This is a genomic window from Brochothrix sp., assembly GCF_017549435.1.
GTDB classification, from domain to species: domain Bacteria; phylum Bacillota; class Bacilli; order Lactobacillales; family Listeriaceae; genus Brochothrix; species Brochothrix thermosphacta.
On record NZ_JAFYUW010000120.1, the window covers coordinates 1 to 24,453 of the forward strand.

At 35.8% G+C, this 24,453-nt stretch carries 28 protein-coding genes and 1 pseudogene; 6 read left to right on the top strand and 23 right to left on the bottom strand.

All coding sequences use genetic code 11. The features are described 5' to 3' along the window. Together IKV95_RS08155 and IKV95_RS08160 are read right to left on the bottom strand one after the other, a co-directional pair. Positions 1-269: pseudogene (locus tag IKV95_RS08155) on the bottom strand (SGNH/GDSL hydrolase family protein); the annotation flags it as partial. Positions 270-277: 8 nt separating this feature from the next. Continuing rightward, the gene (locus tag IKV95_RS08160) at positions 278-1,117 is read right to left on the bottom strand and encodes a DegV family protein (protein WP_029092576.1); all 840 of its coding nucleotides are present in this window, start codon (positions 1,115-1,117) and stop codon (positions 278-280) included. Between the two features lie 659 nt (positions 1,118-1,776). Here IKV95_RS08160 and IKV95_RS08165 point away from each other — a divergent pair. The 3 genes from IKV95_RS08165 (at position 1,777) to hisJ (ending at position 4,692) form a co-directional block, all read left to right on the top strand. Next, complete coding sequence (locus tag IKV95_RS08165; protein WP_287451641.1) at positions 1,777-2,853, top strand: glycerophosphodiester phosphodiesterase family protein; 1,077 nt, start codon at positions 1,777-1,779, stop codon at positions 2,851-2,853. Positions 2,854-3,361: 508 nt separating this feature from the next. Next, positions 3,362-3,808, top strand: coding sequence for a tyrosine-type recombinase/integrase (locus tag IKV95_RS08170; protein WP_287451638.1), 447 nt, complete (start codon positions 3,362-3,364; stop codon positions 3,806-3,808). A gap of 50 nt (positions 3,809-3,858) precedes the next feature. Beyond that, on the top strand, positions 3,859-4,692 hold the full coding sequence (gene hisJ, locus IKV95_RS08175) for a histidinol-phosphatase HisJ (RefSeq protein WP_120483383.1): 834 nt from the start codon (positions 3,859-3,861) through the stop codon (positions 4,690-4,692). A gap of 203 nt (positions 4,693-4,895) precedes the next feature. On the opposite strand, the gene IKV95_RS08180 is transcribed toward hisJ, so the two are convergent. The 7 genes from IKV95_RS08180 to IKV95_RS08210 all read right to left on the bottom strand — a co-directional run bounded on the left by IKV95_RS08180 (position 4,896) and on the right by IKV95_RS08210 (position 10,701). Then, positions 4,896-5,054, bottom strand: coding sequence for a hypothetical protein (locus IKV95_RS08180; protein ID WP_157759392.1), 159 nt, complete (start codon positions 5,052-5,054; stop codon positions 4,896-4,898). Positions 5,055-5,141: 87 nt separating this feature from the next. Continuing rightward, positions 5,142-5,321, bottom strand: a complete 180-nt coding sequence (locus IKV95_RS08185; RefSeq protein WP_069125048.1) for a hypothetical protein — start codon at positions 5,319-5,321, stop codon at positions 5,142-5,144. 33 nt (positions 5,322-5,354) lie between these two features. After that, the gene (locus tag IKV95_RS08190) at positions 5,355-5,840 is read right to left on the bottom strand and encodes a dihydrofolate reductase (RefSeq protein WP_029092578.1); all 486 of its coding nucleotides are present in this window, start codon (positions 5,838-5,840) and stop codon (positions 5,355-5,357) included. Positions 5,841-5,850: 10 nt separating this feature from the next. Then, the gene (locus tag IKV95_RS08195) at positions 5,851-6,810 is read right to left on the bottom strand and encodes a thymidylate synthase (protein WP_069119007.1); all 960 of its coding nucleotides are present in this window, start codon (positions 6,808-6,810) and stop codon (positions 5,851-5,853) included. Between the two features lie 14 nt (positions 6,811-6,824). Continuing rightward, on the bottom strand, positions 6,825-7,082 hold the full coding sequence (locus tag IKV95_RS08200; protein ID WP_029092580.1) for a NifU N-terminal domain-containing protein: 258 nt from the start codon (positions 7,080-7,082) through the stop codon (positions 6,825-6,827). A gap of 14 nt (positions 7,083-7,096) precedes the next feature. Beyond that, positions 7,097-8,995 (bottom strand): ABC-F family ATP-binding cassette domain-containing protein, encoded by a 1,899-nt coding sequence (locus IKV95_RS08205; RefSeq protein ID WP_029092581.1) that lies wholly within the window; start codon positions 8,993-8,995, stop codon positions 7,097-7,099. Between the two features lie 29 nt (positions 8,996-9,024). Further along, entirely contained in the window at positions 9,025-10,701 is a 1,677-nt protein-coding gene (locus IKV95_RS08210) for a formate--tetrahydrofolate ligase (protein ID WP_029092582.1), read from the bottom strand. 453 nt (positions 10,702-11,154) lie between these two features. Between IKV95_RS08210 and IKV95_RS08215 the strand changes: the two genes are divergently transcribed. Continuing rightward, on the top strand, positions 11,155-11,424 hold the full coding sequence (locus IKV95_RS08215; protein ID WP_069119002.1) for a glutaredoxin family protein: 270 nt from the start codon (positions 11,155-11,157) through the stop codon (positions 11,422-11,424). A 93-nt stretch (positions 11,425-11,517) separates the two neighbouring features. On the opposite strand, the gene mntR is transcribed toward IKV95_RS08215, so the two are convergent. Then, on the bottom strand, positions 11,518-11,928 hold the full coding sequence (gene mntR, locus IKV95_RS08220; RefSeq protein ID WP_029092584.1) for a transcriptional regulator MntR: 411 nt from the start codon (positions 11,926-11,928) through the stop codon (positions 11,518-11,520). Between the two features lie 247 nt (positions 11,929-12,175). Between mntR and IKV95_RS08225 the strand changes: the two genes are divergently transcribed. Both IKV95_RS08225 and IKV95_RS08230 read left to right on the top strand, forming a co-directional pair. Continuing rightward, on the top strand, positions 12,176-12,382 hold the full coding sequence (locus IKV95_RS08225; RefSeq protein ID WP_029092585.1) for a cold-shock protein: 207 nt from the start codon (positions 12,176-12,178) through the stop codon (positions 12,380-12,382). A gap of 78 nt (positions 12,383-12,460) precedes the next feature. Continuing rightward, positions 12,461-12,853 (top strand): ribonuclease HI family protein, encoded by a 393-nt coding sequence (locus tag IKV95_RS08230; protein ID WP_119904828.1) that lies wholly within the window; start codon positions 12,461-12,463, stop codon positions 12,851-12,853. An 81-nt stretch (positions 12,854-12,934) separates the two neighbouring features. On the opposite strand, the gene IKV95_RS08235 is transcribed toward IKV95_RS08230, so the two are convergent. The 13 genes from IKV95_RS08235 to IKV95_RS08295 all read right to left on the bottom strand — a co-directional run. Further along, complete coding sequence (locus IKV95_RS08235; RefSeq protein WP_069118998.1) at positions 12,935-13,801, bottom strand: ROK family protein; 867 nt, start codon at positions 13,799-13,801, stop codon at positions 12,935-12,937. A 314-nt stretch (positions 13,802-14,115) separates the two neighbouring features. Beyond that, the gene (locus tag IKV95_RS08240) at positions 14,116-14,490 is read right to left on the bottom strand and encodes a YrvL family regulatory protein (protein WP_069125051.1); all 375 of its coding nucleotides are present in this window, start codon (positions 14,488-14,490) and stop codon (positions 14,116-14,118) included. 29 nt (positions 14,491-14,519) lie between these two features. After that, a complete protein-coding gene (locus tag IKV95_RS08245; protein ID WP_029092589.1) occupies positions 14,520-15,401 on the bottom strand; it encodes a 5'-3' exonuclease in 882 nt (293 codons plus the stop codon). 85 nt (positions 15,402-15,486) lie between these two features. Beyond that, positions 15,487-16,068, bottom strand: a complete 582-nt coding sequence (locus IKV95_RS08250) for a xanthine phosphoribosyltransferase (protein WP_029092590.1) — start codon at positions 16,066-16,068, stop codon at positions 15,487-15,489. A gap of 304 nt (positions 16,069-16,372) precedes the next feature. Next, positions 16,373-17,392 carry a branched-chain amino acid aminotransferase gene (locus IKV95_RS08255; RefSeq protein WP_029092591.1) on the bottom strand — a complete coding sequence of 340 codons (1,020 nt, stop codon included), beginning with the start codon at positions 17,390-17,392 and terminating at the stop codon, positions 16,373-16,375. Positions 17,393-17,628: 236 nt separating this feature from the next. Next, a complete protein-coding gene (locus IKV95_RS08260) occupies positions 17,629-18,360 on the bottom strand; it encodes a Type 1 glutamine amidotransferase-like domain-containing protein (protein ID WP_069118995.1) in 732 nt (243 codons plus the stop codon). Positions 18,361-18,362: 2 nt separating this feature from the next. Continuing rightward, positions 18,363-18,788, bottom strand: a complete 426-nt coding sequence (locus tag IKV95_RS08265; RefSeq protein WP_287451639.1) for a VOC family protein — start codon at positions 18,786-18,788, stop codon at positions 18,363-18,365. Positions 18,789-18,953: 165 nt separating this feature from the next. After that, positions 18,954-19,955 carry a WxLIP family cell surface protein gene (locus tag IKV95_RS08270; protein ID WP_069132301.1) on the bottom strand — a complete coding sequence of 334 codons (1,002 nt, stop codon included), beginning with the start codon at positions 19,953-19,955 and terminating at the stop codon, positions 18,954-18,956. A 115-nt stretch (positions 19,956-20,070) separates the two neighbouring features. Further along, a complete protein-coding gene (locus IKV95_RS08275; protein WP_081312088.1) occupies positions 20,071-20,772 on the bottom strand; it encodes a WxL domain-containing protein in 702 nt (233 codons plus the stop codon). A 21-nt stretch (positions 20,773-20,793) separates the two neighbouring features. After that, positions 20,794-21,474 (bottom strand): WxL domain-containing protein, encoded by a 681-nt coding sequence (locus tag IKV95_RS08280; RefSeq protein WP_036027752.1) that lies wholly within the window; start codon positions 21,472-21,474, stop codon positions 20,794-20,796. Positions 21,475-21,533: 59 nt separating this feature from the next. Further along, complete coding sequence (locus IKV95_RS08285; RefSeq protein WP_069125054.1) at positions 21,534-22,118, bottom strand: WxL domain-containing protein; 585 nt, start codon at positions 22,116-22,118, stop codon at positions 21,534-21,536. Beyond that, complete coding sequence (locus tag IKV95_RS08290) at positions 22,119-22,508, bottom strand: LPXTG cell wall anchor domain-containing protein (RefSeq protein WP_069118991.1); 390 nt, start codon at positions 22,506-22,508, stop codon at positions 22,119-22,121. 36 nt (positions 22,509-22,544) lie between these two features. Continuing rightward, positions 22,545-24,453: L-type lectin-domain containing protein (locus IKV95_RS08295; protein ID WP_287451640.1), on the bottom strand; the 1,909-nt coding region annotated here is incomplete at its 5' end.

The window sequence follows — 24,453 nt, forward strand, 5'->3', positions numbered from 1 at the left end:
ATTTGAGTAGATGTATTACCAGTAACACCAAAATTAGAAGTGGTTACCTCATCAATCGTCTCTAAACGTTCCAATCGCGTTTTTAGGCGTGTCACATAGTCGTTTGCTTCACTTGATCCCACACCATAAGTTAACGAATCGCCTAATGCCACAATGTTGATATCTTTAGGTGGTTCGGGAAATAAACGGTCTTTGAATAGGTAAGTCGCACCTCCTGCCAAAGCCAACACTATAATAAAAATACTTAACCATTTGAAAATTTTATTCATTCTATCACCTATTCTGTACAATACATGACTGCAACTGCGCCTTTACCGGCATGAGTTGCGATAATTGGGTCAACAAAAAATTGCGGAATTTCTTTAATTTGTGGCTTAATCACCTTAATTGAGTTCGCTACTTTTTCACTGAGTTCATTATTCATGGCATGCATCATATCTATATATTTCACATTCTCTGTTACACCTTCAAAATGACTATTAAAGAATTTAATGATTTGTTTTTCACTTCGTACTTTTGCTTTCGCTTCTAAACCGCCTTCACCAAGCTCTGCAATCAATTTAATTGATAATAAGTGTCCAATGGCCGATGTCATTTTTCCAATACGACCACCTTTCGCTAAATTATCTAAATTAAGTACAACAATAAAGAGTTTAGTATGTTCTTGAATGAATTTTACACGTTCTAAAATAGCTTCTTTTGTAGCGCCTGCTTTTGCCATTTCCCCTGCTTCTATAACTTGGAATGCTAAAGCACGTGAAATAAATTTAGAATCAACGACAGTAACATCACCACTTACCATATCAGCTGCCTGTTGGAAAGTTGTCACTGTACCACTTAATTTCTCCGTCAATGAAATCACAATAACTGAACTGCCATCAGCAGTTAAGTTTTCTAACGCTTCTACCATTTTACCGATTGCCGGTTGTGATGTTCGCGGTAATTCCTTTGCAGCTTCCATTTGATCAATAAAACCTTCGTAATCCATATTTTCATCTGGTACCCACTCCTCACCATTTAAACTAACAGTTAATGGGAGTACCGTAATATTAAAATTTTCAATTTCTTTCGTTGTTAATCCTGCTGTCGAATCTGTAACTATTTTAATGTTGGGCATAATTTGCCTCCTTCTAGATATTAATCTTATTATATCCTTTTACTAGCCCAATTGACAAACTAAACTGTTATTTCAGTTATTTTTTAATGAAGTTTCTTAATATCTTTCATTTGAACCTTTTTAAATCATCATTTTCCACTAAAATTATAGCATTAAATCCGTTTTGGAAAGATTTATAACTTTTCATCGTTCTATTTTTGCTACTCTGAAAAAATTTCACTATTTTTCTGTTTATGGTAAATATAATAGTTACTTTACTTACCTTTTCTTTTAGTACAGATAAGCAAACGATAACGACATAGATATTTTCTGTAAATTTCATCCTTTTAAATAGATACACCGATAAGCTAAAATCGTCTTCGTTCTAGTTACTATGATAGCTGTTGACATATTTTCACTGAAAACGTTTTATTGTCTTGCAATTAGCGGTCTGTCACGTTATTCTAAAATAACAAGCCTAACAGCATTGTACCCTTTGCTAGCATATACAAAACCATTAAAATTAGATGATATCTACTATAGCTATAAATTAAATTAATATTATTTTTATTAGTCAAAAAATAGCTCACACCGAATATTTTAAACAACTCTGCAGCTCTTCGTTTCATTAGACATAACTAATAAATGCATTGATATAATAAAGAATTACTTCTATAGTAATAAACCAAAATCTAACTCATGAAACATCTACTTTCGTGATGGCACATGAATTGGGATATGCGCTGCTACACAAAGGTGTAAACACTCCTTTTCTGAGGAATGTGACTACAGGCACATTTATACCTAGGATTGAAAAAGAAGCAAATCAATTTGCTTTCAAGCTTCTGTTAAACAACTTTGAAAATTATGAGGCGATGACAAAATATCAGATTTTAGATACATTGTCTTTACAGGATGAAATGGAACGATTCATAAAAAAACAAAAGGAGATTTCAATGATATTCAAAACAAAAATGTTAACTATCACTTTTTTATCAATTGTAATATTATCAGCATGCACAAATATTAATCTATCTAAATATGATAGCGAGAATCCTATGGTAATATCTCACAGAGGAAGTCCTGTTGATTATCCAGAACATAGTTTTGCTGGTTACGATGATGCTATAAACAAAGGAAGTCGATATATCGAGCAAGATTTAATATTAAGCAAAGATAATAAACTTGTTGTCTCACATGACAATAATTTAAAAAGAACATTAGGAATCGATATTAATATAAGTGATACAAATTATAACGAACTTAAAAAATACAAGTTTAAAAACGGTGAGCATTTGCATCTTTTGAATGATGTTTTCAAAAAATATGGTAATGATGTGAATTATGTTATTGAAACAAAACAATCCGGAAATAAAAATCATTTAATGGAGAACGAATTACTCAATGTTGTAAATGGCTATAATTTAGAAAATAACATTATTTTACAATCTTTTTCTTTAGAAAGTTTGAATTATATGAATAAAAAAGATAATACTATTCCACAGATGCTTCTTTTGGATGATAAAAAGAGCGAAAACATTAATACTATTATAGACACTATTCCAACTAACGTAAAAATCATTACTTTAAGCGGTAATAAAATGAACAAGAAAACAGTTGATGTAATTAAAAAAACTGATAGATTGGCGATGGCGTATACTTTAAATACAAAAACACAAATTGAAAAAGCTAGACAACTAAAACTCGATGGTTTCTTTACTAACGAAACAGAAAGAGCTTTGGAAAACAAAAAATAAGCACTCCCTCAACTTTGGTCGGTCAAGGAGTGCTTACACAAAAAATAACCTATATGATAGGCTTCTTTATATTGCCTATTATATCATAAAAGGAGATAAAAATATGGCTACTCTTAAAGAAATAGCGAAGAATAAATTCGAGATAAGAGCAAGATTTAAAATACCAACTATTCATTAAAAAGCTTTGCGAAAATAGAGCAACATCTACTGTCCTATCTATGCATAAACGTCTCAAGGTGACTATAAACCACGCGGTGAAAACAGGAGTACTTACACGAAATCCTTGCACGGGTACAGAAATTGCAGGGAATGATAAAAATGTACGCAAAACAAAATTTTTGAACACTAGCGATATTCTTAAAATTGAAAATGTCGTGAAATTAGAATGGCGCCCTAGAAATTGTGCAATTGTTATTGCAATTCATAAAGGAGCAAGGTATGCTGAAATTATAGGTTTGACGTGGGATGATATCGATTTTGATAACTCTTTGATTACTATAAACAAAACATGGATACGCATTTTGCACATGATTTCTCTACTACGAAAAACGAAAGTTCTAATCGCATAATATACATTGACGATGCTTTAAAGAATTATCTAAAAACCTATAGAACAAAGCAAAAAGAACTTTTTTTGTTAAAAGGGATTTCAAACAAATTGAATTTGGTAGTTTCACAAGAAGAAACTCACCCTTTATTAAATAAAAGTATCAATGTTTATCTGAAAAACACTTGCGATCAGCTCGATGTTCCAAAAATAACTTTGCACGCTCTTCGTCACTCACACACAGTTCAACTAATTGAAGCTGGCGTAGATATAAAATATATAAGTTTACGTTTAGGACACGCTGACATATCAACTACTCTCTCCATCTATACTCATATATCAAAAGAGTTAGAAACTTTGAACAGAGCAAGGATAAACGAATTTTTTAATTTGAAAAATGGGTCATAATTTGGGTCACACCTTTATTTAAACACCCAAAAACACAGGAGGCAAAGGGAATGAAATACGAAGGGCATACTCATACTGAATTCTGTCCGCATGGCAGTGGTGAAGATGTTGAATTGATGATAGAACGCGCGATTAAAATGGGATTCACCCATTATAGCATCACTGAACATCCACCTTTACCAACATCTTTTAAAGAGATGATGCCTAACACAGCTGCTGAAATAGCAACGACAGCGATGGACATGAATGATGTTGAGCATTATATCAAAAAAATAAAACGACTACAGTATAAATATCAATCTGACCTTACGATTCGTTTCGGTTTTGAACTTGATTATTTACCAGAAAACACAGATGATGTTCGCAATTTTTTAAATGAATACGGTCCCTATCTATCTGACAATATTTTATCTGTGCACTTTATGCCAGGGAAAGATGGCTGGCGCTTTATCGATTATAGTGCTGCTGATTTTGATTCTGGTTTGGTTCAACATTATGGCTCATTTACCGCTGTTCAAAATAAATATATCCAAATGCAAAAAGAGGCACTTTCATGGGATATTGGGCAATTCAAACCGACTCGTTTAGGTCATCTTTCACTTGTCCAAAAATTCCAAAAAAACTATACACCTGCTGAAATTGGCTATTCTCTGAAACAAAAACATCAACTTTCTTGTCTACTTGACCAAATTGCATCACAAAATTATAGTCTTGATTTCAATACTGCTGGTCTTTATAAAGTTGATTGTGGTGAAACTTATCCTGGTAAAGAATTAACGCGAATGGCACTTGCAAAAGGAATTCCATTTGTTTTTGGTTCTGATGCTCACAGTGTTGACGAGGTTGGTCGTGGATATGATAAATTTATTGATATGTACCGTTAATGTACTTATATGTGAGAGTGGGCTTCCCACTCTTTTTTTTGCCTATTTTTAAAAACAACCGCTTAATAATTAAACAAACGTTTAAACGAACGATGATTATCTGCTAAACAGACCTTAACTGCTACTTACCAAATAAAAAACCACTGATAAGCTCAATTTTGCTCAGTCAGTGATTTTGTTCTACTATTTATCTAAAAATCGCTTTATTTTTCTAACTTTTTGATACGTTCTTCTAACAACGCCATCTTTTTATTGCGACGACTCACTTCTTTGATTAAATAAATAACTAAAATGATTATAGTTACGGGTATCAATAAGGACACTAGTAAAAACATAAAGTCTCCGAGCATAAACGTCTTCATATATAACCTCCATTTTTAAATTGGTGTTATTGTGATAGCTAGATAAAAAACAATACACCCCTATTGATGAGTGTATTGTTTTTTTATCTATTTACCATTTTTCCATTCATCTTTATCCCAGTCATCTTGCTTCCATTCATCTTTATCCCAATTAGGATCTTTAGGTGGTACTTTTGTGGCATTGATCATTTTAAAAGCCACATAGGTTGACCCACCTGAAATTGCAAGAACGGCTACGAGTAAAAGAATAAATACAGTTACACTCACGTTATAATCCTCCTAAAACAAAGCTTTTCCCTATTATTTTTTACGATAAATTTGATATTGGTGACGATAAATATTTTTTTCGTCTACGGCACCTTCCACATCTGATACTAACTGATAATTTTCCCAATCAAATGAAGGGATATACGTATCACCAGGGAATGTCTCGTCTATTAAAGTTACGTATAATTCATCAACGTCCTCTTTAAACAGTTCAAAAATCGATGAACCACCCGTAATCATAATCGGATGATCTGCTTGTTTAGCATACTCTAACACTTCTGCCTTTGTATGCATGACAACAATACCATCTGCCTTAAAATTAGTGTCTGTTGTCAAAACAATATTAACACGGTTCGGTAATGGACGTCCCACTGCTTCATACGTTTTACGACCCATGATGATTGTTTTACCAACTGTTTGTTCCTTAAAATAACGTAAATCAGCCGGCAATTGCCACGGTAAATCATTCTTGTAACCAATTACGCCATTTTTATCTTGTGCCCAAATATATCTTAACATTGGTAACCTCCTATACCGCTATGGGTGCTTTAATTCCAGGATGAGGATCATAGCCTTCAATCTGGATATCGTCCATATCAAAATCAAACACAGACTCAACTGCTTCATTTAAAATTAAACGCGGCAATTCACGCGCTTCACGTGAAAGCTGTGTATTAACTTGTTCTAGATGATTTTGATAGAGATGTGCATCACCGAATGTATGCACAAAATCGCCCACATCAAGTCCACACTCTTTCGCAATTAAATGTGTTAACAATGCATAACTTGCAATGTTAAAAGGCACACCTAAAAATGTATCCGCGCTGCGTTGGTACAACTGACAAGATAACTTGCCATCATGAACATAAAATTGAAATAACGAGTGACAAGGTGGTAAAGCCATGCTAGGTACATCTTCAGGATTCCATGCAGATACAATTAAACGGCGTGATTCTGGTGCTGTTTTTATTGTATCAATCACATCTTGAATTTGATCAATTGCTTCTCCTCGTTTCGTTTCCCAATGACGCCATTGCGAACCGTAAACATTTCCTAATGAACCATATTTTTCACTAAAAACATCATCCGTTAACACGCGTTCTTTAAACTGTGCCATCTCAGAAAGATAACTCTCTTTAAAGGTTTCATCAGTTAAAACACGGCGTCCAAAATCAGTCATATCCGGGCCCTTATATTCAGCGCTTTTGATCCATTTATCAAATGCCCATTCATTCCAAATATTATTATTATTTTGCAAGAGGTAACGAATATTTGTATCGCCTTTTAAGAACCAAAGTAACTCGCTCTTAATTTGTTTAAATGCCACACGTTTGGTCGTTAATAACGGAAAACCCTCTTGTAAATTAAAGCGCATCTGATAACCAAACACCGAATAGGTTCCTGTACCCGTACGATCGCCACGCTTATTACCATTTGCTAGTATATGGCGGCACATTTCAAGATACGCTGCATCTGCTTGGTTTGTCATGTGTTTGTCTCCCCTTATCCGTTTAAAATCTTTTTAATTTGCGGTAGAATATCTTTCCAGTCACTATCTACTGTCTTTTCCACTGTAATAAAATCAGCGTAACGATACATTTGATGCAACCCCGGTATCGTAAATAGGCGCATGATATCACGTGGCAATCCCTTTTGGTTGCGTGTATAAGTTACACCTACAGTGCCTGCTTCCAAATACTCGTCAACAGATAATTTCATTGCTAAGGGATTAGGTGTCCGTTCAACTTTAGTCAGTTTCACTTTATCACGTCCTTCTATCCTTTTGCATATTGAGAAAGGTATTCCCAACGCTCCATTGTTTTTTCAGACTCAGCTTCTTTTGCATCAATTTGTTCACTGAGTTGTTGTGCTTTTGTATAATCAGCACCTACAGCTTCGAGTTGTTCACGCAAAGCGCTAACTTCTTCGTCAAGCGCTAGCATTTTATCTTCGATAACATCCCATTCTAATTGCTCTTTATACGTTAAACTCTTTTTTTCTTGTGTAACTTCTTGTTTAATTTTTGTTGTTTTTTGTGCAGTAGCCATAATTTTTTGTTTATTTTCTGGCTTAACTGAGCCATACTCTTCTAACCATTCAGAATACGTTCCCAAATAGGGCGAAATTGTATGATCTTGGTTAAACACCCATAATTTATCAGCCACTTTATTTAAGAAATAACGATCATGGGAAACAGCAACAACCGTACCGGAAAACGTTTCAAGGTAGTTTTCTAAAACAGTTAACGTTGTTGTATCTAAATCGTTTGTGGGCTCATCCAATAATAAAACATTTGGTTTTGTCATTAGTAATTTCAAGAGATACAAACGACGCTTTTCACCACCTGATAAACTTTTAATAAGCTTACCATGTTCACTTGGTGGGAACAAGAATGTTTCTAACAATTGCGACACACTGACTTGCTCACCTTCAGCGTTAACAACAGATTGGGCAATTTCTTCGAGGAAGCTAATAATGCGTTTGCTGTCGTCTAAACCTTCATTATGCTGTGTGTAGTATGCAACACGCACTGTTTGACCGACTTTCAACGTTCCCGATTCAGGCGTTAAACGCCCTGCTAACATATTAAGCAACGTTGTTTTTCCACTACCGTTAAAACCAGTAATCCCAATACGATCGCCATTTTGCACGATTGTTGTAAAATCACGGAATAATTCAGTTTCATCAAATGTTTGCCCGACCTCTGTTAATTCAAACACATCTTTTCCAAGACGGCTTGTTTGTAGGCTGATGCTCAAGTCAGACTCTTCTTCAGCACCTTTCACTACTTTTTCAATATCACTAAAACGATCAATACGTGCTTTTTGTTTGGTTGTACGTGCTTTCGCACCTTTACGCATCCACGCTAGTTCATTACGATACAGATTATTTGCCTTGTTCATTTCACTGCGTTTTTGTTCTTCACGCATTGCCTTATTCTCAAGATAAATCTGATAGTTTCCTTCATAACGATACAGTTGTCCTTTATCTAATTCAAAAATATGGTTAGTCGTTTGATCTAAGAAATAACGGTCATGGGTAATCATTAATACAGCACCACGATAATTTTTCAGTGTATCTGCCAACCATTGAATTGATGGATAATCTAGATGGTTAGTCGGTTCATCTAACAACAAAAGATCAGCTGGTTGCAACAGTACTTGCGCGAGTCCCACACGTTTCAATTGTCCACCAGAGAGCTCACTAATCGACTGATGAATATCTTCAATTCCTAATTTATTCAAAATCATCTCTGCTCGTGTCTGCGTATCCCACGCATTCGTTGATTCAACTTCTTCACTGGCACGTTCAAATGCTAATTGCCATTTTTCTTCCATTGGATAAACAGTTAGCCCATCCATTGCCGTTTGATAATTTTGCAATGCTCGTAATTCGGGACTGTTTCCCACAAACATTTGCTGAATAATCGTCAACGAATCGTCCATGACAGGTTGTTGTTGTAAGTAATGAATACGATAATCACGCGGGTGAATAATTTTACCAGAATCTGGCGTATCCATCCCTGCAATCATCTTCATCAATGTTGACTTACCAGTTCCATTAATCCCTAGTAATCCACTGATTTCACCCTCGTTCATTACAAAAGAGAGATCTTTAAATAGTGCTCGTTCACCATACGTTTGTGATATATTTTCAACTGTAATTTGTTTCACATTCAACATCCTTTTTTTTATCATTCAACCTAAAAGAGACCACTAATACGCCCTGTATTATCAACGTCCATATCTAATGCTGCTGGATGTTTTGGCAAACCAGGCATCGTCATTACGTCACCTGTTAAAGCAACAATAAAACCAGCGCCCATCTTCGGTACAAATTCACGAATTGTGATAACGAACCCTTCAGGTCTTCCCACAAGCGTTGCATCATCCGATAATGAATATTGCGTTTTAGCCATACATACAGGGTATTTATCCCATCCATGTTGTTTGAATTCATTTAATTGTTTTCGTGCTTTAGAAGTAAACTCAACGCTTTTGCCACCATATATTTTACGAACAATTGCCGTCACTTTTTCTTCAATTGATTGTTCTTGATCATAAATTGGTTGATAAGTGCCCGTATGTTCATCAATTGCATTCACTACTTTATCCGCTAGGTCAAGACCACCATTACCGCCTTTTTCCCAAACTTCTGTTAATGAATAACTTACACTGTTTGCTGTACACCAAGCTTCTAATGCTTGTAATTCGGCATCACTATCGCCAACAAAACGGTTGATTGCTACAACAAACGGCAAGCCATATTGCTCAATTGTTTCAATATGTTTCGCAAGATTTGCAAAGCCTTTCTCTAATGCTAACACATCTTCTTCTTTTAAGTTGTTTTTATTTGCGCCACCATGTAATTTCAAAGCACGAATCGTTGCAACAATAACAATGGCATCGGGTACTTTTCCTAATTGTGGCACTTTAATATCTAAAAATTTCTCTGCTCCTAAATCGGCACCAAAGCCTGCTTCAGTGACTGTATAATCCGCTAAGTGCAACGCTGATTTTGTAGCCATAATACTGTTACAACCATGTGCAATATTAGCAAATGGGCCACCATGTACTAATGCTGGTGTATGCTCCAATGTTTGAACTAAATTCGGTTTTAATGCATCTTTTAGTAGAACTGTTAAAGCGCCCTCTGCACCAATATCATGTGCGGTAATCGGTTGTCTTGCATAATCATACCCTACTACAATATTGCCGATTCGTGTTTTCAGATCATCAATATCACGCGCAAGACAGATGATTGCCATTATTTCGGAAGCAACTGTGATATCAAATCCATCTTGACGAGGAACTCCTTGGAATGGGCCACCTAAGCCGATAACAACTTGACGTAAAGCACGGTCATTGAGATCAACTACACGTTTCCAAACGATACGACGTCCATCAATTTGCTTCAGATTACCTTGTTGCATATGGTTATCTAACATTGCCGATAGTAAGTTATTCGCTGATGTAATCGCATGGAAATCGCCCGTGAAGTGTAGATTGATATCTTCCATTGGAATAACTTGAGCATAACCTCCACCTGTCGCACCACCTTTAAGGCCAAACACTGGACCTAAAGACGGTTCACGTAAAGCAATCATCGTTTTGCGACCACTTTTTGTTAAAGCGTCACCTAAACCGACAGTAACAGTTGATTTTCCTTCACCAGCAGCTGTTGGATTAATTGCTGTTACAAGTATCAAACGCCCTGCTTCATTTTGATTTTCAATACGTGTTAACGCATCGTATGTTAACTTAGCCTTATGCTTACCATAAAGCTCTAAATCATTTTCCTCTAAACCGACCTTTTTTGCCACAGCTAAAATTGAATCTAAATGAGCTTCTTGCGCGATTTGAATATCAGATGCTACCATTATAATTCCCCCATTTTCAGTGTATTTTACTATGTGCTTACAGGTGGTGCCTTCATGCCTTAGTTCAAGTAACAGTTGTTGTGTTAACATCACACTTTTTATTGGCTTGAACAGCCTACAATATGCGGATTAATAATCGCCACATGCTGGTCAGCATGAGAACAATTAGCCTTAACACTATTTACCTACCTAGTTGCAGTGAGCGTTTTTTATTCTTCTTTTTCTGACAATTCACTACCTTACCATTTTATCATGACTCAGACGATACTTAAAGCATATAGAAGCGCTTACATGTCATTAGTTTAAATATAGTTTTCCTTACTAAAAAGAAGTTAGCAAAAAAATTGCCCTTAGTAAATTTTTTTAATAACCTCCCTTTGCTAAAGCAGAATTTTTTCAACTTTCTCTGATAGATGCTATAATTAAGATAGAAATTTGAAAGGGGTTTTAACTATGTCTAAAGAAGTTTTAATGTTAACTCAAACTGTTTGTCCTTACTGTGATCGTGCGAAAGTTGTTCTTAACGGTGCACTCGAAGGTGACTATAATGATCATATTGAATTTATCAACCGTGAAGACGACGAAGAGCGTTTTGCTGAATTACGTAGCAAATACGAATTCTTAACTGTTCCGACTTTTATCGATGTTGCATCTGGCGAAGTGCTTAGTGATTCTAAACCAGATACAATTATTCCTTTCATGGAAAAACACATCACTTTATAAGTTTAAAAACAACTAGCCTTAGCTAGTTGTTTTTTTACACAAAAAAAGTCAGACATAAAATATCGCCTAACTCCCCCTATTGATACAGTAATCTTATTTTTTATTTTTATTTATAATTGCTGTTTTTGCTTCTGGGTTATTTTCTAAATAATCCACTAAGTTCCCAATTGAATCAATGGTATCCCAACTCAAGTGATGCTCAATTCCTTCAACATCCTTATAAGCTTGTTCTTCATCTACACCAATCTGCAATAAAAATTTTTCCAATAACTCATGGCGTTCAACCAAGCGTTTACCCATTTTTTTACCGTGAGGCGTGAGAATCAAGCCACGGTATTTTTCATAGATAAGGTATTCGTCCTTATCTAACTTTTGTACCATTTTGGTTACAGAGGACGGGTGTACATTTAAACTATCTGCAATATCTGAAACCCGTGCATAGCCTTTTTGTTCTATCAATAGATAAATTTGTTCTATATAATCTTCCATACTTGGCGTAGTCATTTAAATCCCTCCAGTACATTGTTATACTCTCTAACATTATTGTACACCAATCAAAAAACTTTCGCAAAGACAAACTTTTGCACAAGTGATTTATCTGATAATTAAAACAGCTGTTTCCCCTTTATTTCGCTTTCGTTTTTTTCAGTAGGTATAAGTTGACTAAAGATAACAATTAAGCTATTATTCGTAGTATAAAGCGACTATTCAACATTGAAAATCTACTACTTAAAGCAAGGAGGATTTTATAATGCATACTGGAAAAGTTAAATGGTTTAATAATGAACAAGGTTACGGTTTTTTAGAGACTGAGGGTGGCTCAGATATTTTTGTTCACTTTACAGCAATACAAGGCGAAGGCTTTAAAACGCTAGATGAAGGTCAAGCTGTTACATTTGATATTATTGAAGGTACGCGTGGTCCTCAAGCGGCTAATGTAGTTAAAACACAAAATTAATATACACAATTAACCAAAGGTAAAAAAACTTAAAGGCATTTTTTTTGATGTCTTTTTTAGGTTGAAGGAGACTAAGCGATGATTTCTTTATATGTCGATGGAGCTAGCGCTGGTAATCCTGGCAATAGCGGCATTGGTGTTGTCATTTTGCACAACAACCAACAACAACAACTTAACAAAACAATTGGTAGTTATACCAATCATGAAGCAGAATTTCTAGCTGCTATATGGGGGCTTGAACAATGTAAGGAAATCGAATCGAGCGTTATCAGATTATTTTCCGATTCGCAAGCTGTTATCTCTGCCATTGAGAAGCGTTATGCTAAAAAAGAACCCTATGCAGCATATCTTCAAACTATATTAACGTTGCTTGATACTTATGAGCTTGTTTTTTGTAATTGGATTCCACGCGATAAAAATAAAAAAGCTGATCAATTAGCCAGAGCAGCTATCGTAAAAAGTATTGATTAATCTCTCTCAAAATTAAGAATAAGATACAATAAAGGATCACTGACTTCTATTACCAGAAGAAAGTGATCCTTTTTATAGTACCTATTTTTGTAATTGTTTAAAGTTAACCACTGCTCCTAATAAATTAGCATCGTTATGATACTGACAAACACGCACATCTGGCGTTAAAGTTGCAATTTCTACTGTTGCTTTAATCGCTTGAATACGATGGTTGACTTCAGCTACTAAATCAGCTTTAGCTGATACCCCACCACCGATAACGATACATGCTGGATCAAACGCATGCTGTAAATTATATATCCCTAATGCTAAATAATGATAAAATGTTTCAACTTCTTTTAGTGCGACTTCATCGCCAGCTACCGCAGCCGCAAATACCTCTTCACCTGATAAATCAGTCAACATCACTTCATTATAACGTCTCGCCATATTTACAGCTGAGCCTAGCTCGCTAAATGAACGTTCGCCATCCAACAACATATAACCGAATTCACCACCATGTAATTGATGGCCATGATGTACTTTATTGTCAATAATCAAGCACCCACCTACACCCGTACCTAAAACAATAAAAAGCGCAGAATCTTCATTTTTAGCTACCCCAAAAGCAACTTCAGCTAATCCAGAACAATTCGCATCGTTTTCAATTGTCACCGGTAAGCCTAAAGCGTTTTCTAATGCTTTATTTATTTCAAAATGATGGATATATGGCACGGCACTTGCACCGTCAATCATACCTGTTACTTGATTAACTGCCCCTGGGCTACTGATAGCTACACCACTTAGAATGTGTGTTTCTTCGAACTTCTTCTTTACTGCTTGCATCTCTGCTACCATTAATTCCCAGTTTACGGGTGTGGTAAACTTCGCTTGTTCAATCAAATTTTCATTGTGAAACAAACCGTATTTTACGGCTGACCCCCCAATATCAAAACATAATACTGACATGCTTTTCTCCCCCTCGAAAACAATACTTATCTCGCATTGCGTACTCGTATAAATTATATAGGTCCAACGGTTCGATGTAAACCCTTTCATATTATTTTTATAAAGCATTAAACGATACGTAAAACACAAAATGAAAAAGCATTTCATGTGAAAAAGTCAATTCCTTTAAATTGCAGAACCTAACTACAGGGGACTCTTTTTACAAAATCACATTAAGCTATAAAAAAACGACGAGTCATTAAAATAAATCAATGGTTCGTCGTAGTATTCTATTTAACTATCATTTGTGGTGTTCAAAAAGTAACACACACTAGTCAGCGCTCATTATCAGACAAAGCGTACTCCAGTAATCCAAAAATCACACTAGCACCTAAGAGGGCTCCAATTGTTAGCGACACACTACTCATCCATAAATCCGCAAAAAACAAAGCGATGAGATTTTCCAGAATATATACAGCAAATAAAAACTGTGTAGATAGATGACGTCGAATGAGTCTAGCAGGCAAGTAGATGGCACTATCAACTAAAATAATCACACCAAAAAACAAAAAAAGCGAACCCATACTGCTATAAGTAATCCCAACAAAACTCAAAACACCTATAAAAGTCCCTGTGATAATTGCTAGTAATACTAAAAGAAACAAGGCGATAATTATTGCGACAACTACATTTCCTGCTAATTTTCTCATACTACTCCTTCAATCTTTCAAAATTAATATTAACCTAATAATTTTTCAATTTCACGGCGTACAACTTTCAAGCCATAATAACCACAAATATCAAGGCTATCAGCTGTAAAACCTTTATAAAACAGTGTATCTATTTCAACTGTTATAGGCACACTGCAATTTATTTCCGCAAGTCTCAAAGACATATCCAACATCTCTAAATCATTTTGTATTTTTGTCATTTGACCTTTTGACAGCTCAGATACGTTATCAATAACTGTTTGTACATTACCGTATTTTTTGATCAGAGCAGTGGCAGTTTTTTCACCAATACCTTTAACACCAGGATAACCATCCGCTGTATCACCCATAAATGCTTTTAAATCAATTAATTGTTTTGGTTGAATTTCCCACTCTTCTACAAATGTAATCGGATCATACTTTTTATAATTACCATAACCTTTTTGTAAAATCCAAACATTAGTATCCTCATCCACTAACTGTAAAATATCTTTATCACCGGTGACAATCGTTGTGTGCGCATTTTGAGAGCGATAATGATCTGCCAATGTACCCAAACAATCATCAGCTTCATACCCCTGACAACTAATATTAATGAACCCAAGCGCATCTGCGATTTCTTTAGCGTAATCAAACTGTGGAATTAATTCTGCAGGAGGCGCAGAACGATGAGCTTTGTACTCGCTCCACATTTCATTCCTAAACGTCCCTCCTCCTAAATCCCAGCAAACACCTACGTGGTCCGATTGATGTTCTTCTATCGCTGTTAACAAGTGCTTTACAAACCCTTGTACGCCATTTGTAGGGACACCTGCTTCATTATACATAAATTGATTGGAAACGGCTGTTGCATAAAATGAACGAAACAATAACGCCATTCCATCAACCAATAAAACTTTCTTTTTTTCCACTCTATTCTCTCCTTTATCACATTATTAATGATAGCCAGACTAATGTGTGATTTCCACATCAGCCTGGCTATTGTACTGCTATTTATTAAATGTCTGCCGGTGCAAAAACAACTTTACCTGCTTCGAATTTTTCAATACGAGCGAGTGATACCATTCTCACGCCTTGATCTTCCAGTATACCACGACCAGGTTGGAATGTTTTTTCAATAACAATTCCCATGCCCGCTAATGTTGCACCCGCTTGATCAACGAGTGATTTTAAACCTAGTGCTGCTTGACCATTTGCCAAGAAATCATCAATCACTAAAATGACGTCATCTTTATTTAAAAAACTTTTTGAAACAGCAATTTCATTGACCGTTTTCTTAGTATACGAACGTACTTCTGCAGTATAAAGACCATCTGTTAACGTTAATGATTTACTTTTACGTCCAAATACAACGGGCACACCCAATTCTAAACCAGCCATAACTGCAGGTGCTATTCCTGATGATTCTAATGTTAAGATACGAGTTATACCACTATCTTTAAACGCTTCTGCAAACACCTCACCAATACCTTTCATAAGAACTGGATCGATTTGATGATTTAAAAAAGCATCAACTTTCAAGATATCCTCGCCTAGTACCTTACCATTTTCAAGAATCATTGTTTCTAACTGTTTCACAAAAAAGTCCCCCTATATTATCTATTAATTAACTGAATTTATCTCTTATTATAGCATAGATATGCCGTTATTCACGGAAATTATTATCAAATAGAAAGTAATTTCCAGCAAATGTTCGCGATTTGATATTATGACCCTATTTTGTCTATTTCACCTCAAATAATTTCTATAATGACGTCAAAATACTCATAATTCAAACAATTGAAACGCATTATTTTTCAGCAAAAAAAAAGCATTTTAACAAAACGTCAAAATGCTTTTTTACAGAGTTTCTTATTTTTCTAACAACCTGATAAATCGGTGATTAAACTTTAAAAATCCAACCGTCCGGTGCCACAACATCACCATATTGAATACCCACTAATTCATCATAAAGTTTTGTAGTGATTGGACCTACTTCTGTTTCTGAATAAAACACATGGAAGTCATCACCATTTTGAATACCACCGATAGGTGTTATAACTGCAGCAGTCCCACAAGCTCCGGCTTCTTTAAATTGCTCCAGTCCATCAATCGGTACTAAACCTTCAGTTGCTTTTAAACCTAAGCGGTGCTCTGCTAAATATAACAATGAATATTTAGTGATACTTGGTAAAATTGACGGTGATAAAGGCGTTACAAATTCATCATCTTCTGTAATACCAAAGAAATTAGCTGCGCCAACCTCTTCAATTAAAGTATGTGTTGCTGGATCTAAATAAATCGCATCACTGAATTTACGTTCGCGTGCTTCTTTACCCGCTAATAAGCTCGCTGCATAGTTACCGCCTACTTTAGCCGCACCGGTACCGTTAGGTGCTGCACGGTCATAGCTAGATACCACAAAATTATGTGGCGTCATGCCACCTTTAAAGTAAGGGCCAACAGGCATACAGAAAATTGAAAAGATATACTCACGTGCGGCATTAACACCTATGTTATCACCAGTACCAATGATAAATGGACGTAAATACAACGAACCGCCTGTGCCGTATGGTGGAAGGTATGCTTCATTCGCCTTCACTACCTGTTTACACGCTTCTACAAACACATCTGTTGGAACCTCAGGCATCAGTAAACGATCGCAACTTGCTTGCATACGTTCCGCATTTTTATCAGGTCGGAACAAGTTAATTGAACCATCCTTACAACGATATGCTTTCAAGCCCTCAAAACTTTGTTGACCATAATGTAACGATGGCGAGCCTTCAGAGATATGCAATACATTATCTTCCGTTAATTGCCCATCATCCCATTTACCATCTTTCCAGTAAGAAATATAACGTAAATCTGTCTTTATATAACTAAAACCTAAATTGTTAAAATCAATATCTTTTGCACTCATTTGAACCCCACCTTTGTGTATTTTATCAATGTCTGTATGTGATGCTTAGAAGTATTTACTTAGTATATCAAACTACTTTTATAAATAACAGAAAATTTAAACAATTAGTGTAAATTAATTTATATTGTCTCTCTAATCTATCAGCACGATACTTCTGTTCGCATTACTACATAAAACATCCTATTGTATTCTTATTATACCTTTATTTAGCAGAGAGTACATCAAATATTGTTAGCTTATCTAACCTTTAAGAAAAAATTCCTTATTTTTTGCCATAGCTTCAATTTGGATACAGGTTCTTTATTTATAACGGCGTGCAACTGTTGGTCAATAATAGTAAAAACCCCGTCACCTTCCATTTCAAAAAACGTCCCATCTCTAAAATAAATACCGGTGTGCTCATTTATTCCATAATTTTGAAACGTTGGAAAAGCCGTTGCTGTTTCTCGCAGATGCTTGCTTTCTTCCCATTGTTGATAGTGTGCAACTAACACCGTATTGTTGAGAAGTCCTAGCCCTTTTCGTTGTTTAAAAAGTCGTTCTTTATTATCCCTTGGTGATATTACACATTCACTTGGGCTAATTAAAGCACCTGCTGAAAATCCAGCAACTGGCACCCCTCGTTCATACGCATCTTTTATAGCCTTACCAATTGCTGTATCAACAATGTGCTTAGCGTAAACAAGTGTGTTACCTGCACCGATTATAATACCTGCACTGTTTTCTACTTCTGCTACTACTTCTGCTACTTTTGTTGTCCCTAAAGGTAACAAACAAAAATCATTATACCCCTTTTTCCTTAAGGTATTAATGTATTTTTTTGTGTATGTTTTATCTTTTTGTAAGTTTTTTTCTATATATAAAACAACCACTTTACCTGTGTGTTTTTTTGCAATTTTACGAAAACGTTCTGCAAGTTTATTTGTGAAAGGCGGACCTCCACCGAATAAAAATAAATTTGTTGTCATTATCAGTCACATCCTTCATTCTCATTCTTTGCTCTTGTTGCGACAAGTTCAACTTTTATACCGTTAGGATCTTCAAAATAAATCGCGTAATTTTCTGAACCTCCTGCGTACGGATGTTTATCCAAATAGAGTATACGACTCCCACGTTCTTCTAACTTCACTTTATAGTCGTCAACGTTGGCAGACGACTCTACATTAAAGGCAAGATGATTTAAACCCATACGTTTTCGGTGATAGCCTGATTCTGTAAATTGCGATTCTGCTTGCACAAACACTAAATATTGACCTTTTAATTGCCAACTTATTCCTTTATCCCATTTTTGATAGGGCGTATAACCCAAACTTTCTAGCAACCAACCCCAAAATTTTTCTGATTCAGCTAAATCTGCCACATATATCTCAATATGATGTATAGCACCCTGTGTCATTATCGAATCACCTCATGTTATTCACTGTAAGAAAGTTAAAAAATCATTATGACTTCATCTTATCAGTTTTTTTTACATCGATAAATGAATTGCACTTAAACAAAAATAAAAACACAAACTCACATTTAAAAACATGCGCTTGTGTTTTAGCTATTATTTTAATTATTAATTTTTACGACGCTTCTTAATGATAAAGTAAACAGCACCTGCAATAATGGCTAGGAGTACTATGCCTCCTGCAATTGTCCATCCCCACGGGAATGGTTTTTCAATATCTACAGCTTCTTTATTCAATGATTCTGCTTCCTTTTTAATTTCAAAATCACGTGTAAATTCCCATTTTTCTTTGGTTTTATCTTCGGCTTTAACACTCACTGTGTATTTCCCCGGTTTTAATTCTTGGTTATCCCAAGGTATGGCAAAACCGAAATTAGTGTTAGGTGCCATCGCATAATTTTCTTTCTTAATCTCATGCAATACCGTTTTAGAATCTTTTTTTGTTACTTGAGCTTCAATTTTTAAATCCGAAATAATCGAAGCTGTTGGATTTTGAATAAACGCCTTCACAACTGTATGGTAGTTTTCTAAAGCTGGCTTAACATCAATCAATTTCAATTCCGGCTTAATTTTTTTGTTTGTTTCTGTCAATTTCAACCCAATAACATAGGCGAATTCATTTTTAATTTGTTGGCCTTGTTCTTTTTTTTCTTCTGCTTTACTTTTCTCTTTAGACACATGAAAACCACCAAGTAAAATGCCATCAAAAGAGTGTTTAGGCATTGTAATTGTATAGGCTACTTTACGCGTTTCTTTTGCTTTTAATGTCACTGTTTTAGGGCCTTTTACATAATCTGCAATTTGGTATTTCATACTTTCATCTTGTTTTTTAAGGTTACGACTATAGTCAATAACGCCATTTGCATTAGTACTCGCAGTATGTATTTTCGTATTCAATGTTACCGTTTCAGTTGCATTGTTTTCAAATAATAACTCAACTTGTTGTGTTTCACCCGGCTTCATTTTCAAATCGTAGTATGTCACATTTTTATTTAATTGGTTTTCAGGTAAAATACTTTTAACACCGTAATCCATTGAGGCAGCTTCAGCTTTCAGGTTAAATCCCAGTAAAATCGTTAACACCATTATTGCATAAATCATTTTTTTCATCTTTGTACCTCCTTCTATTTTAAGAATAGTGAATCACCACTATTTGCGAACTTTCATAATTAAAAAAAGGGAGAAGAAGCAGAGGTCACATAACGTAACCCTGCTTCCCACTCTTTTATAGACCTGCTGGTGCATCTGCTAATTGCCATTTCATTACTGCTGAATAGTCTACATTAGCTTTTGCTCCTGCGGGTACAGTTAATTTTATTTTTTCATTACTTCCCGCTTTGCCACTCAATACGTTTACCCATGTTCCACGACTACCACCGTTGCCAGCTTTCATCACTGTGAAACTATCGTTATTTTTAAAAGTAACCGCTTGTGCAATTGGCGCTGATGAGATATTACCAGCCAAAGACTTTACATTCCCCTTACCAAGCGTTAATTCTGCTCCAGTTAATTGAGAACGACCATCTGCTGATTCAAAGGGCGAAACGGCTGCCGTTAACACCCAACCGTTAGAAAGACCACGTTTGTCAGTTACTTGCATGTAGGGGTTTTCATTAACCGCATAATATTCTTTTTTACCCAATGCTTGTTCACCAAATTTGAAATTCGACAGAAAATCAATTGTTAGTGTTCCTGATTGACCTGTCCCAGGATTAGTAGGGTCGATTGGATCAGGCTTAGGTTTTTCACCTGGATTGATTGGGTTAATTGGTGCCGTTGGACCAGTTGATCCCGGAAGAAAACGAATAATCATTTCTGATGGTGCTGAAACAGTGGTTTCATTTGCACTAACACTAGGTATCGTCATTAGCGGAAGGCCAATCAGAACGACCAAACTACTCGCAATTCTTTTATTAAAACGTTCCATTACATCCACTCCAATCTACACTTATTTTGGTGCGTTTGCCAAAGTGTAAGTCATTGTTGCTGAGTAATCGCCTGCAAGGTTACCTGATCCAACAGATAATTTAACATCACCTGGTGTGATAACGTTTGCCCATGAACCTAAACCAGCGTTTTCATCAGCTTTGAAGATTGTTGCACTTTCACCATTTGCTTTTAAATCTGCCGCTAATGTCACAGCTTCTGGTGATACGTTACCTTCTGTTGTTGTCGCTTTTCCTGCTGGAAGTGTGATTGACACACCTTTAAGTTCTTGAGTCTTATCTTCAGCATCTGTAAATTCACTTAATGATGCTGTTAATGACCAACCTTCACCTGATGCACGACGGTCACTGATTTGAACAGATGCTTTTGCGTTTGTTGCAGCTGTTACTGTTGGTTTTTCACCAATTTCAACTGAACCAAAATCAAAGTGTGGCACATAGTCAATTGTCAACGGACCTGTTTGTCCTGTTTCACCTGGGTCTACGCCTGGGTTTTCTGGATCAACTGGTAAAGTTGGATCGATAATTTCTGGTGGTGTTTCGCCGTTGCTACCTGATAAGATAACGCTTGCTGAACCTGTTTCTGCTTTTGGTGCTGTTTCGTCAGCAGATACGATTCCGCTTCCTGTAATCATTAATGCCGTTGCCAAACCTGTTACTGCCAAAGTTTTAGTTAATTTCATGTTACTATTCCTCCTAGTTGTTTTAAGTAGTATCTATGTGGTCTATCTGTGTTGCCTAATTAACTTTGTGGTGCTGCGGCCAATACATAACTAATTGTGGCAGTGTATTTACCAGCTTTATTACCGTTAGGTACTTTCAAAGTAACACCTGCGGCACTGACGGTATTTAACCATGTACCCAAACCTTGATCTCTTCGTCCAGCAAATAAAGTGTGTTCTTCGTCGTTAAGGACAACATTTTTAGCCGCTGTGGGTTTTTCTGAAGCTGAACCACTCGGTGACGTCACTTCCCCTTGAGCAATTGTCAACACTGAACCACGTAACTCGACGCTTGTATCATTTTCTTTAACAAATTTTGTTATTTTAGCGTTTAAAGCCCAACCTTCACCTGTTCCACGCGTATCACTCACTTTCATGAGAAGTGGATTGATTGCAGTGTATGTTTCTTCTTTGTCTGAAAGTGTTTTTTCGCCAAATTCAATTGCAGAAATTTCATCGATTGTGGCCGCACCCGATTCACCACCCTCAGATGCTTTTAATGTAAAGGATGCCGTACTTGTTGTATCTGCAAAAGCAATATTACTCGCTGATAAGAGAATGGCTGAAGCCATTCCTAATGTAGCCAAAGGTTTTACTAATTTCATTTAAATTTCCTCCTTTTTATTTGTAACCACTCTGATTTGCCTTATTCTAACGGCAAATACCATCACGCATACAAGCCCCATCAATAAGATAAAACCCTGTGTTTGTTCACCTGTCACTGGTAACTTACCTCCGATATCAGACTTGTCACCATTACCAGTTCCTTTACCGTTATCAGACTTGTTAACATTACCAGTTCCTTTACCGTTATCAGATCCAGTACCATTGCTAGTTCCCTTATCAGTTTCGTTATCTTTACCTTCATTCGTAAAGCGAATAGAAATACTACTTTTGCTTTCTGCAGCTTTAACATAAGCAACATTCATCAACATCGGAATTAACATTACTGCCACTAACAAAACACCTAACACTTTTTTCATCATCGTATCCATCAAACGCACCTCCTTTGTTATTACTCTTACAGGTATTTAGGGTGTCTCTGAAAATGTCCACGTTATTATCCCAGTATAATTTCCACTACGGATTCCATCCGGAATAGTTAATTTAAAACTGTCTTGTAGTTGATCTACCGTTAGCGTTTCTTCTTTACCGCCTGATTTACCTTCTATAATCAAAGTATTATTAGATATATCACTTACTGTTGCACCGCTAATTGGTGAAGTGTACGTAAATCCTTCTACAAATCCAATGTGGTCATCCTCGTTTTTAAAAGGCGTTTTCATTTGTGCATATAATTTCCACGTTTGATTTTTTTCACGAAAATCTGAAACTATCAATGGCTTATCCACCGTTATTTTTGCAGTTTGAGGTAATTGATCTATTGTATAATCCCCGAAACTGAAGTTCGGAATCGACATCATTTCTAGTTTTCCAACTAAGAAAACATTACTAGCAATAGTTCCGACATCAATATCTGAATCAGCATTTAATGAATCTGTCGCTACTACTTGTATGGTATTTTTACCTTCGACTAAATCAGTTCCTTTAATTTCAAAGGGAACTTTAACTGCTTCTTTTTGTTTACCTTTTACAGTTCCAAATTTTTTATAAGGAGCACTATTTAATCTATAGAAAACATCAATAGAGTCACTGTCAACATCACTGACATTGGCATAAGTTTCAATTACTTCTGAACGACCAATCTCAAATGACTTGTAGGCATCAGGCCAACGTATAACAGGTTTTTTATTTGCTGCGATTTTATATGTTGGTTTTGTCTCTAAATTTTTAATTAAATTCTTACCTATAACATCATATGTATTTGTAACAGTGGTCTCTGTTTTTACATTTTTTGGACGTGTTTCATAGGTAACATCTGTGAAATACTTTACCCCATTCAAATCTGGAACTGTAGTTTTGAGTGTTAATTGCCCGTCAGCACCTACTATCCAATCATCATCTGAAATCTTAAAATTCCGATTATCAGCACTACTATATTGTGTAGTATTTGGCACCAATTCTTCATTTACATCTAAAGGTATTTGTACTTGCGGTCTTACCCAGCCTTGTTTACCATCATTATAGTGTAATGACGCTGTATGCTTCACTCGTTGATTAGGTTCAACAACTGTACCATTAGGTAACTTACTCCAAGCCAAACCATCACCTGTAGCTACCTCAGCAGACATCGAAATTTCCGCATTAACCAAACCTGGCAATTCTACAAAACGCACTTTTTGATTCAAACTTCTTTGACTCGTAGCACCTGTAAAACCCCAATATAAATCATTAGCTCCTCCGAAATCTGCGTTAGCAGTTCGGGCTTTAACAGGCGGTAGATTATCAAATTGGTAGGTTAATTGATTTAACGATACTTCATAGCTAATATCTAAATAATGCCACTTATTATCAACAAATTTCTTTGTTTGCAAGTTATTATGGCTTAATCTAACTGATTTAGTTGCTCCTATACCTAAAAAACCACCTTCACTATTTTCGATATATGTTTCTGCTTTAGAAGGATAGTTATAGGCAATATGGTTTTTTTCCTTCGACAAATCAAAAGGATAATCAAAGTTTGCTCCATCAGCAGTTTTATAATCTTGGTTTGCAAATGCATCAAATTCAATTGCAAATGACTTTGCTATTGCATTCGCTCCTTTATTCGACACGGTATCTTTCCCGTACACACCTAAACGCTGACCTTTAGCTTCCGTTAAAACCTGTTTGGCATATTTCGGATCACTATGTATAACGAATGCCATTCCGTCTCCGGCATTCGAAGGATCAGAGCTGCCGAAGTACAAAGCAAAACGCGCATGGTAGTCTTCTGTTAATTTAATTCTATAATCATCGGTTGAAAATATTGCGCCGACTTGATTAAGGCTATTATCAGTTACAACCACTGACTGACCAACACCTTCATCAATAATCCTA

What these genes read in the sequence shown, in the direction of transcription:
- IKV95_RS08235 (WP_069118998.1), bottom strand. Translation starts at nt 13,801, where the DNA reads ATGTCAGTATTATGTTTTGATATTGGGGGGTCAGCCGTAAAATACGGT.
- IKV95_RS08210 (WP_029092582.1), bottom strand. Translation starts at nt 10,701, where the DNA reads ATGGTAGCATCTGATATTCAAATCGCGCAAGAAGCTCATTTAGATTCA.
- IKV95_RS08160 (WP_029092576.1), bottom strand. Translation starts at nt 1,117, where the DNA reads ATGCCCAACATTAAAATAGTTACAGATTCGACAGCAGGATTAACAACG.
- IKV95_RS08275 (WP_081312088.1), bottom strand. Translation starts at nt 20,772, where the DNA reads ATGGAACGTTTTAATAAAAGAATTGCGAGTAGTTTGGTCGTTCTGATT.
- IKV95_RS08260 (WP_069118995.1), bottom strand. Translation starts at nt 18,360, where the DNA reads ATGACAACAAATTTATTTTTATTCGGTGGAGGTCCGCCTTTCACAAAT.
- IKV95_RS08180 (WP_157759392.1), bottom strand. Translation starts at nt 5,054, where the DNA reads ATGAAGACGTTTATGCTCGGAGACTTTATGTTTTTACTAGTGTCCTTA.
- IKV95_RS08170 (WP_287451638.1), top strand. Translation starts at nt 3,362, where the DNA reads ATGGATACGCATTTTGCACATGATTTCTCTACTACGAAAAACGAAAGT.
- IKV95_RS08230 (WP_119904828.1), top strand. Translation starts at nt 12,461, where the DNA reads ATGATTTCTTTATATGTCGATGGAGCTAGCGCTGGTAATCCTGGCAAT.
- hisJ (WP_120483383.1), top strand. Translation starts at nt 3,859, where the DNA reads ATGAAATACGAAGGGCATACTCATACTGAATTCTGTCCGCATGGCAGT.
- mntR (WP_029092584.1), bottom strand. Translation starts at nt 11,928, where the DNA reads ATGACTACGCCAAGTATGGAAGATTATATAGAACAAATTTATCTATTG.
- IKV95_RS08225 (WP_029092585.1), top strand. Translation starts at nt 12,176, where the DNA reads ATGCATACTGGAAAAGTTAAATGGTTTAATAATGAACAAGGTTACGGT.
- IKV95_RS08285 (WP_069125054.1), bottom strand. Translation starts at nt 22,118, where the DNA reads ATGAAATTAGTAAAACCTTTGGCTACATTAGGAATGGCTTCAGCCATT.
- IKV95_RS08240 (WP_069125051.1), bottom strand. Translation starts at nt 14,490, where the DNA reads ATGAGAAAATTAGCAGGAAATGTAGTTGTCGCAATAATTATCGCCTTG.
- IKV95_RS08215 (WP_069119002.1), top strand. Translation starts at nt 11,155, where the DNA reads ATGTCTAAAGAAGTTTTAATGTTAACTCAAACTGTTTGTCCTTACTGT.
- IKV95_RS08265 (WP_287451639.1), bottom strand. Translation starts at nt 18,788, where the DNA reads ATGACACAGGGTGCTATACATCATATTGAGATATATGTGGCAGATTTA.
- IKV95_RS08290 (WP_069118991.1), bottom strand. Translation starts at nt 22,508, where the DNA reads ATGGATACGATGATGAAAAAAGTGTTAGGTGTTTTGTTAGTGGCAGTA.
- IKV95_RS08255 (WP_029092591.1), bottom strand. Translation starts at nt 17,392, where the DNA reads ATGAGTGCAAAAGATATTGATTTTAACAATTTAGGTTTTAGTTATATA.
- IKV95_RS08190 (WP_029092578.1), bottom strand. Translation starts at nt 5,840, where the DNA reads ATGTTAAGATATATTTGGGCACAAGATAAAAATGGCGTAATTGGTTAC.
- IKV95_RS08270 (WP_069132301.1), bottom strand. Translation starts at nt 19,955, where the DNA reads ATGAAAAAAATGATTTATGCAATAATGGTGTTAACGATTTTACTGGGA.
- IKV95_RS08280 (WP_036027752.1), bottom strand. Translation starts at nt 21,474, where the DNA reads ATGAAATTAACTAAAACTTTGGCAGTAACAGGTTTGGCAACGGCATTA.
- IKV95_RS08195 (WP_069119007.1), bottom strand. Translation starts at nt 6,810, where the DNA reads ATGACAAACCAAGCAGATGCAGCGTATCTTGAAATGTGCCGCCATATA.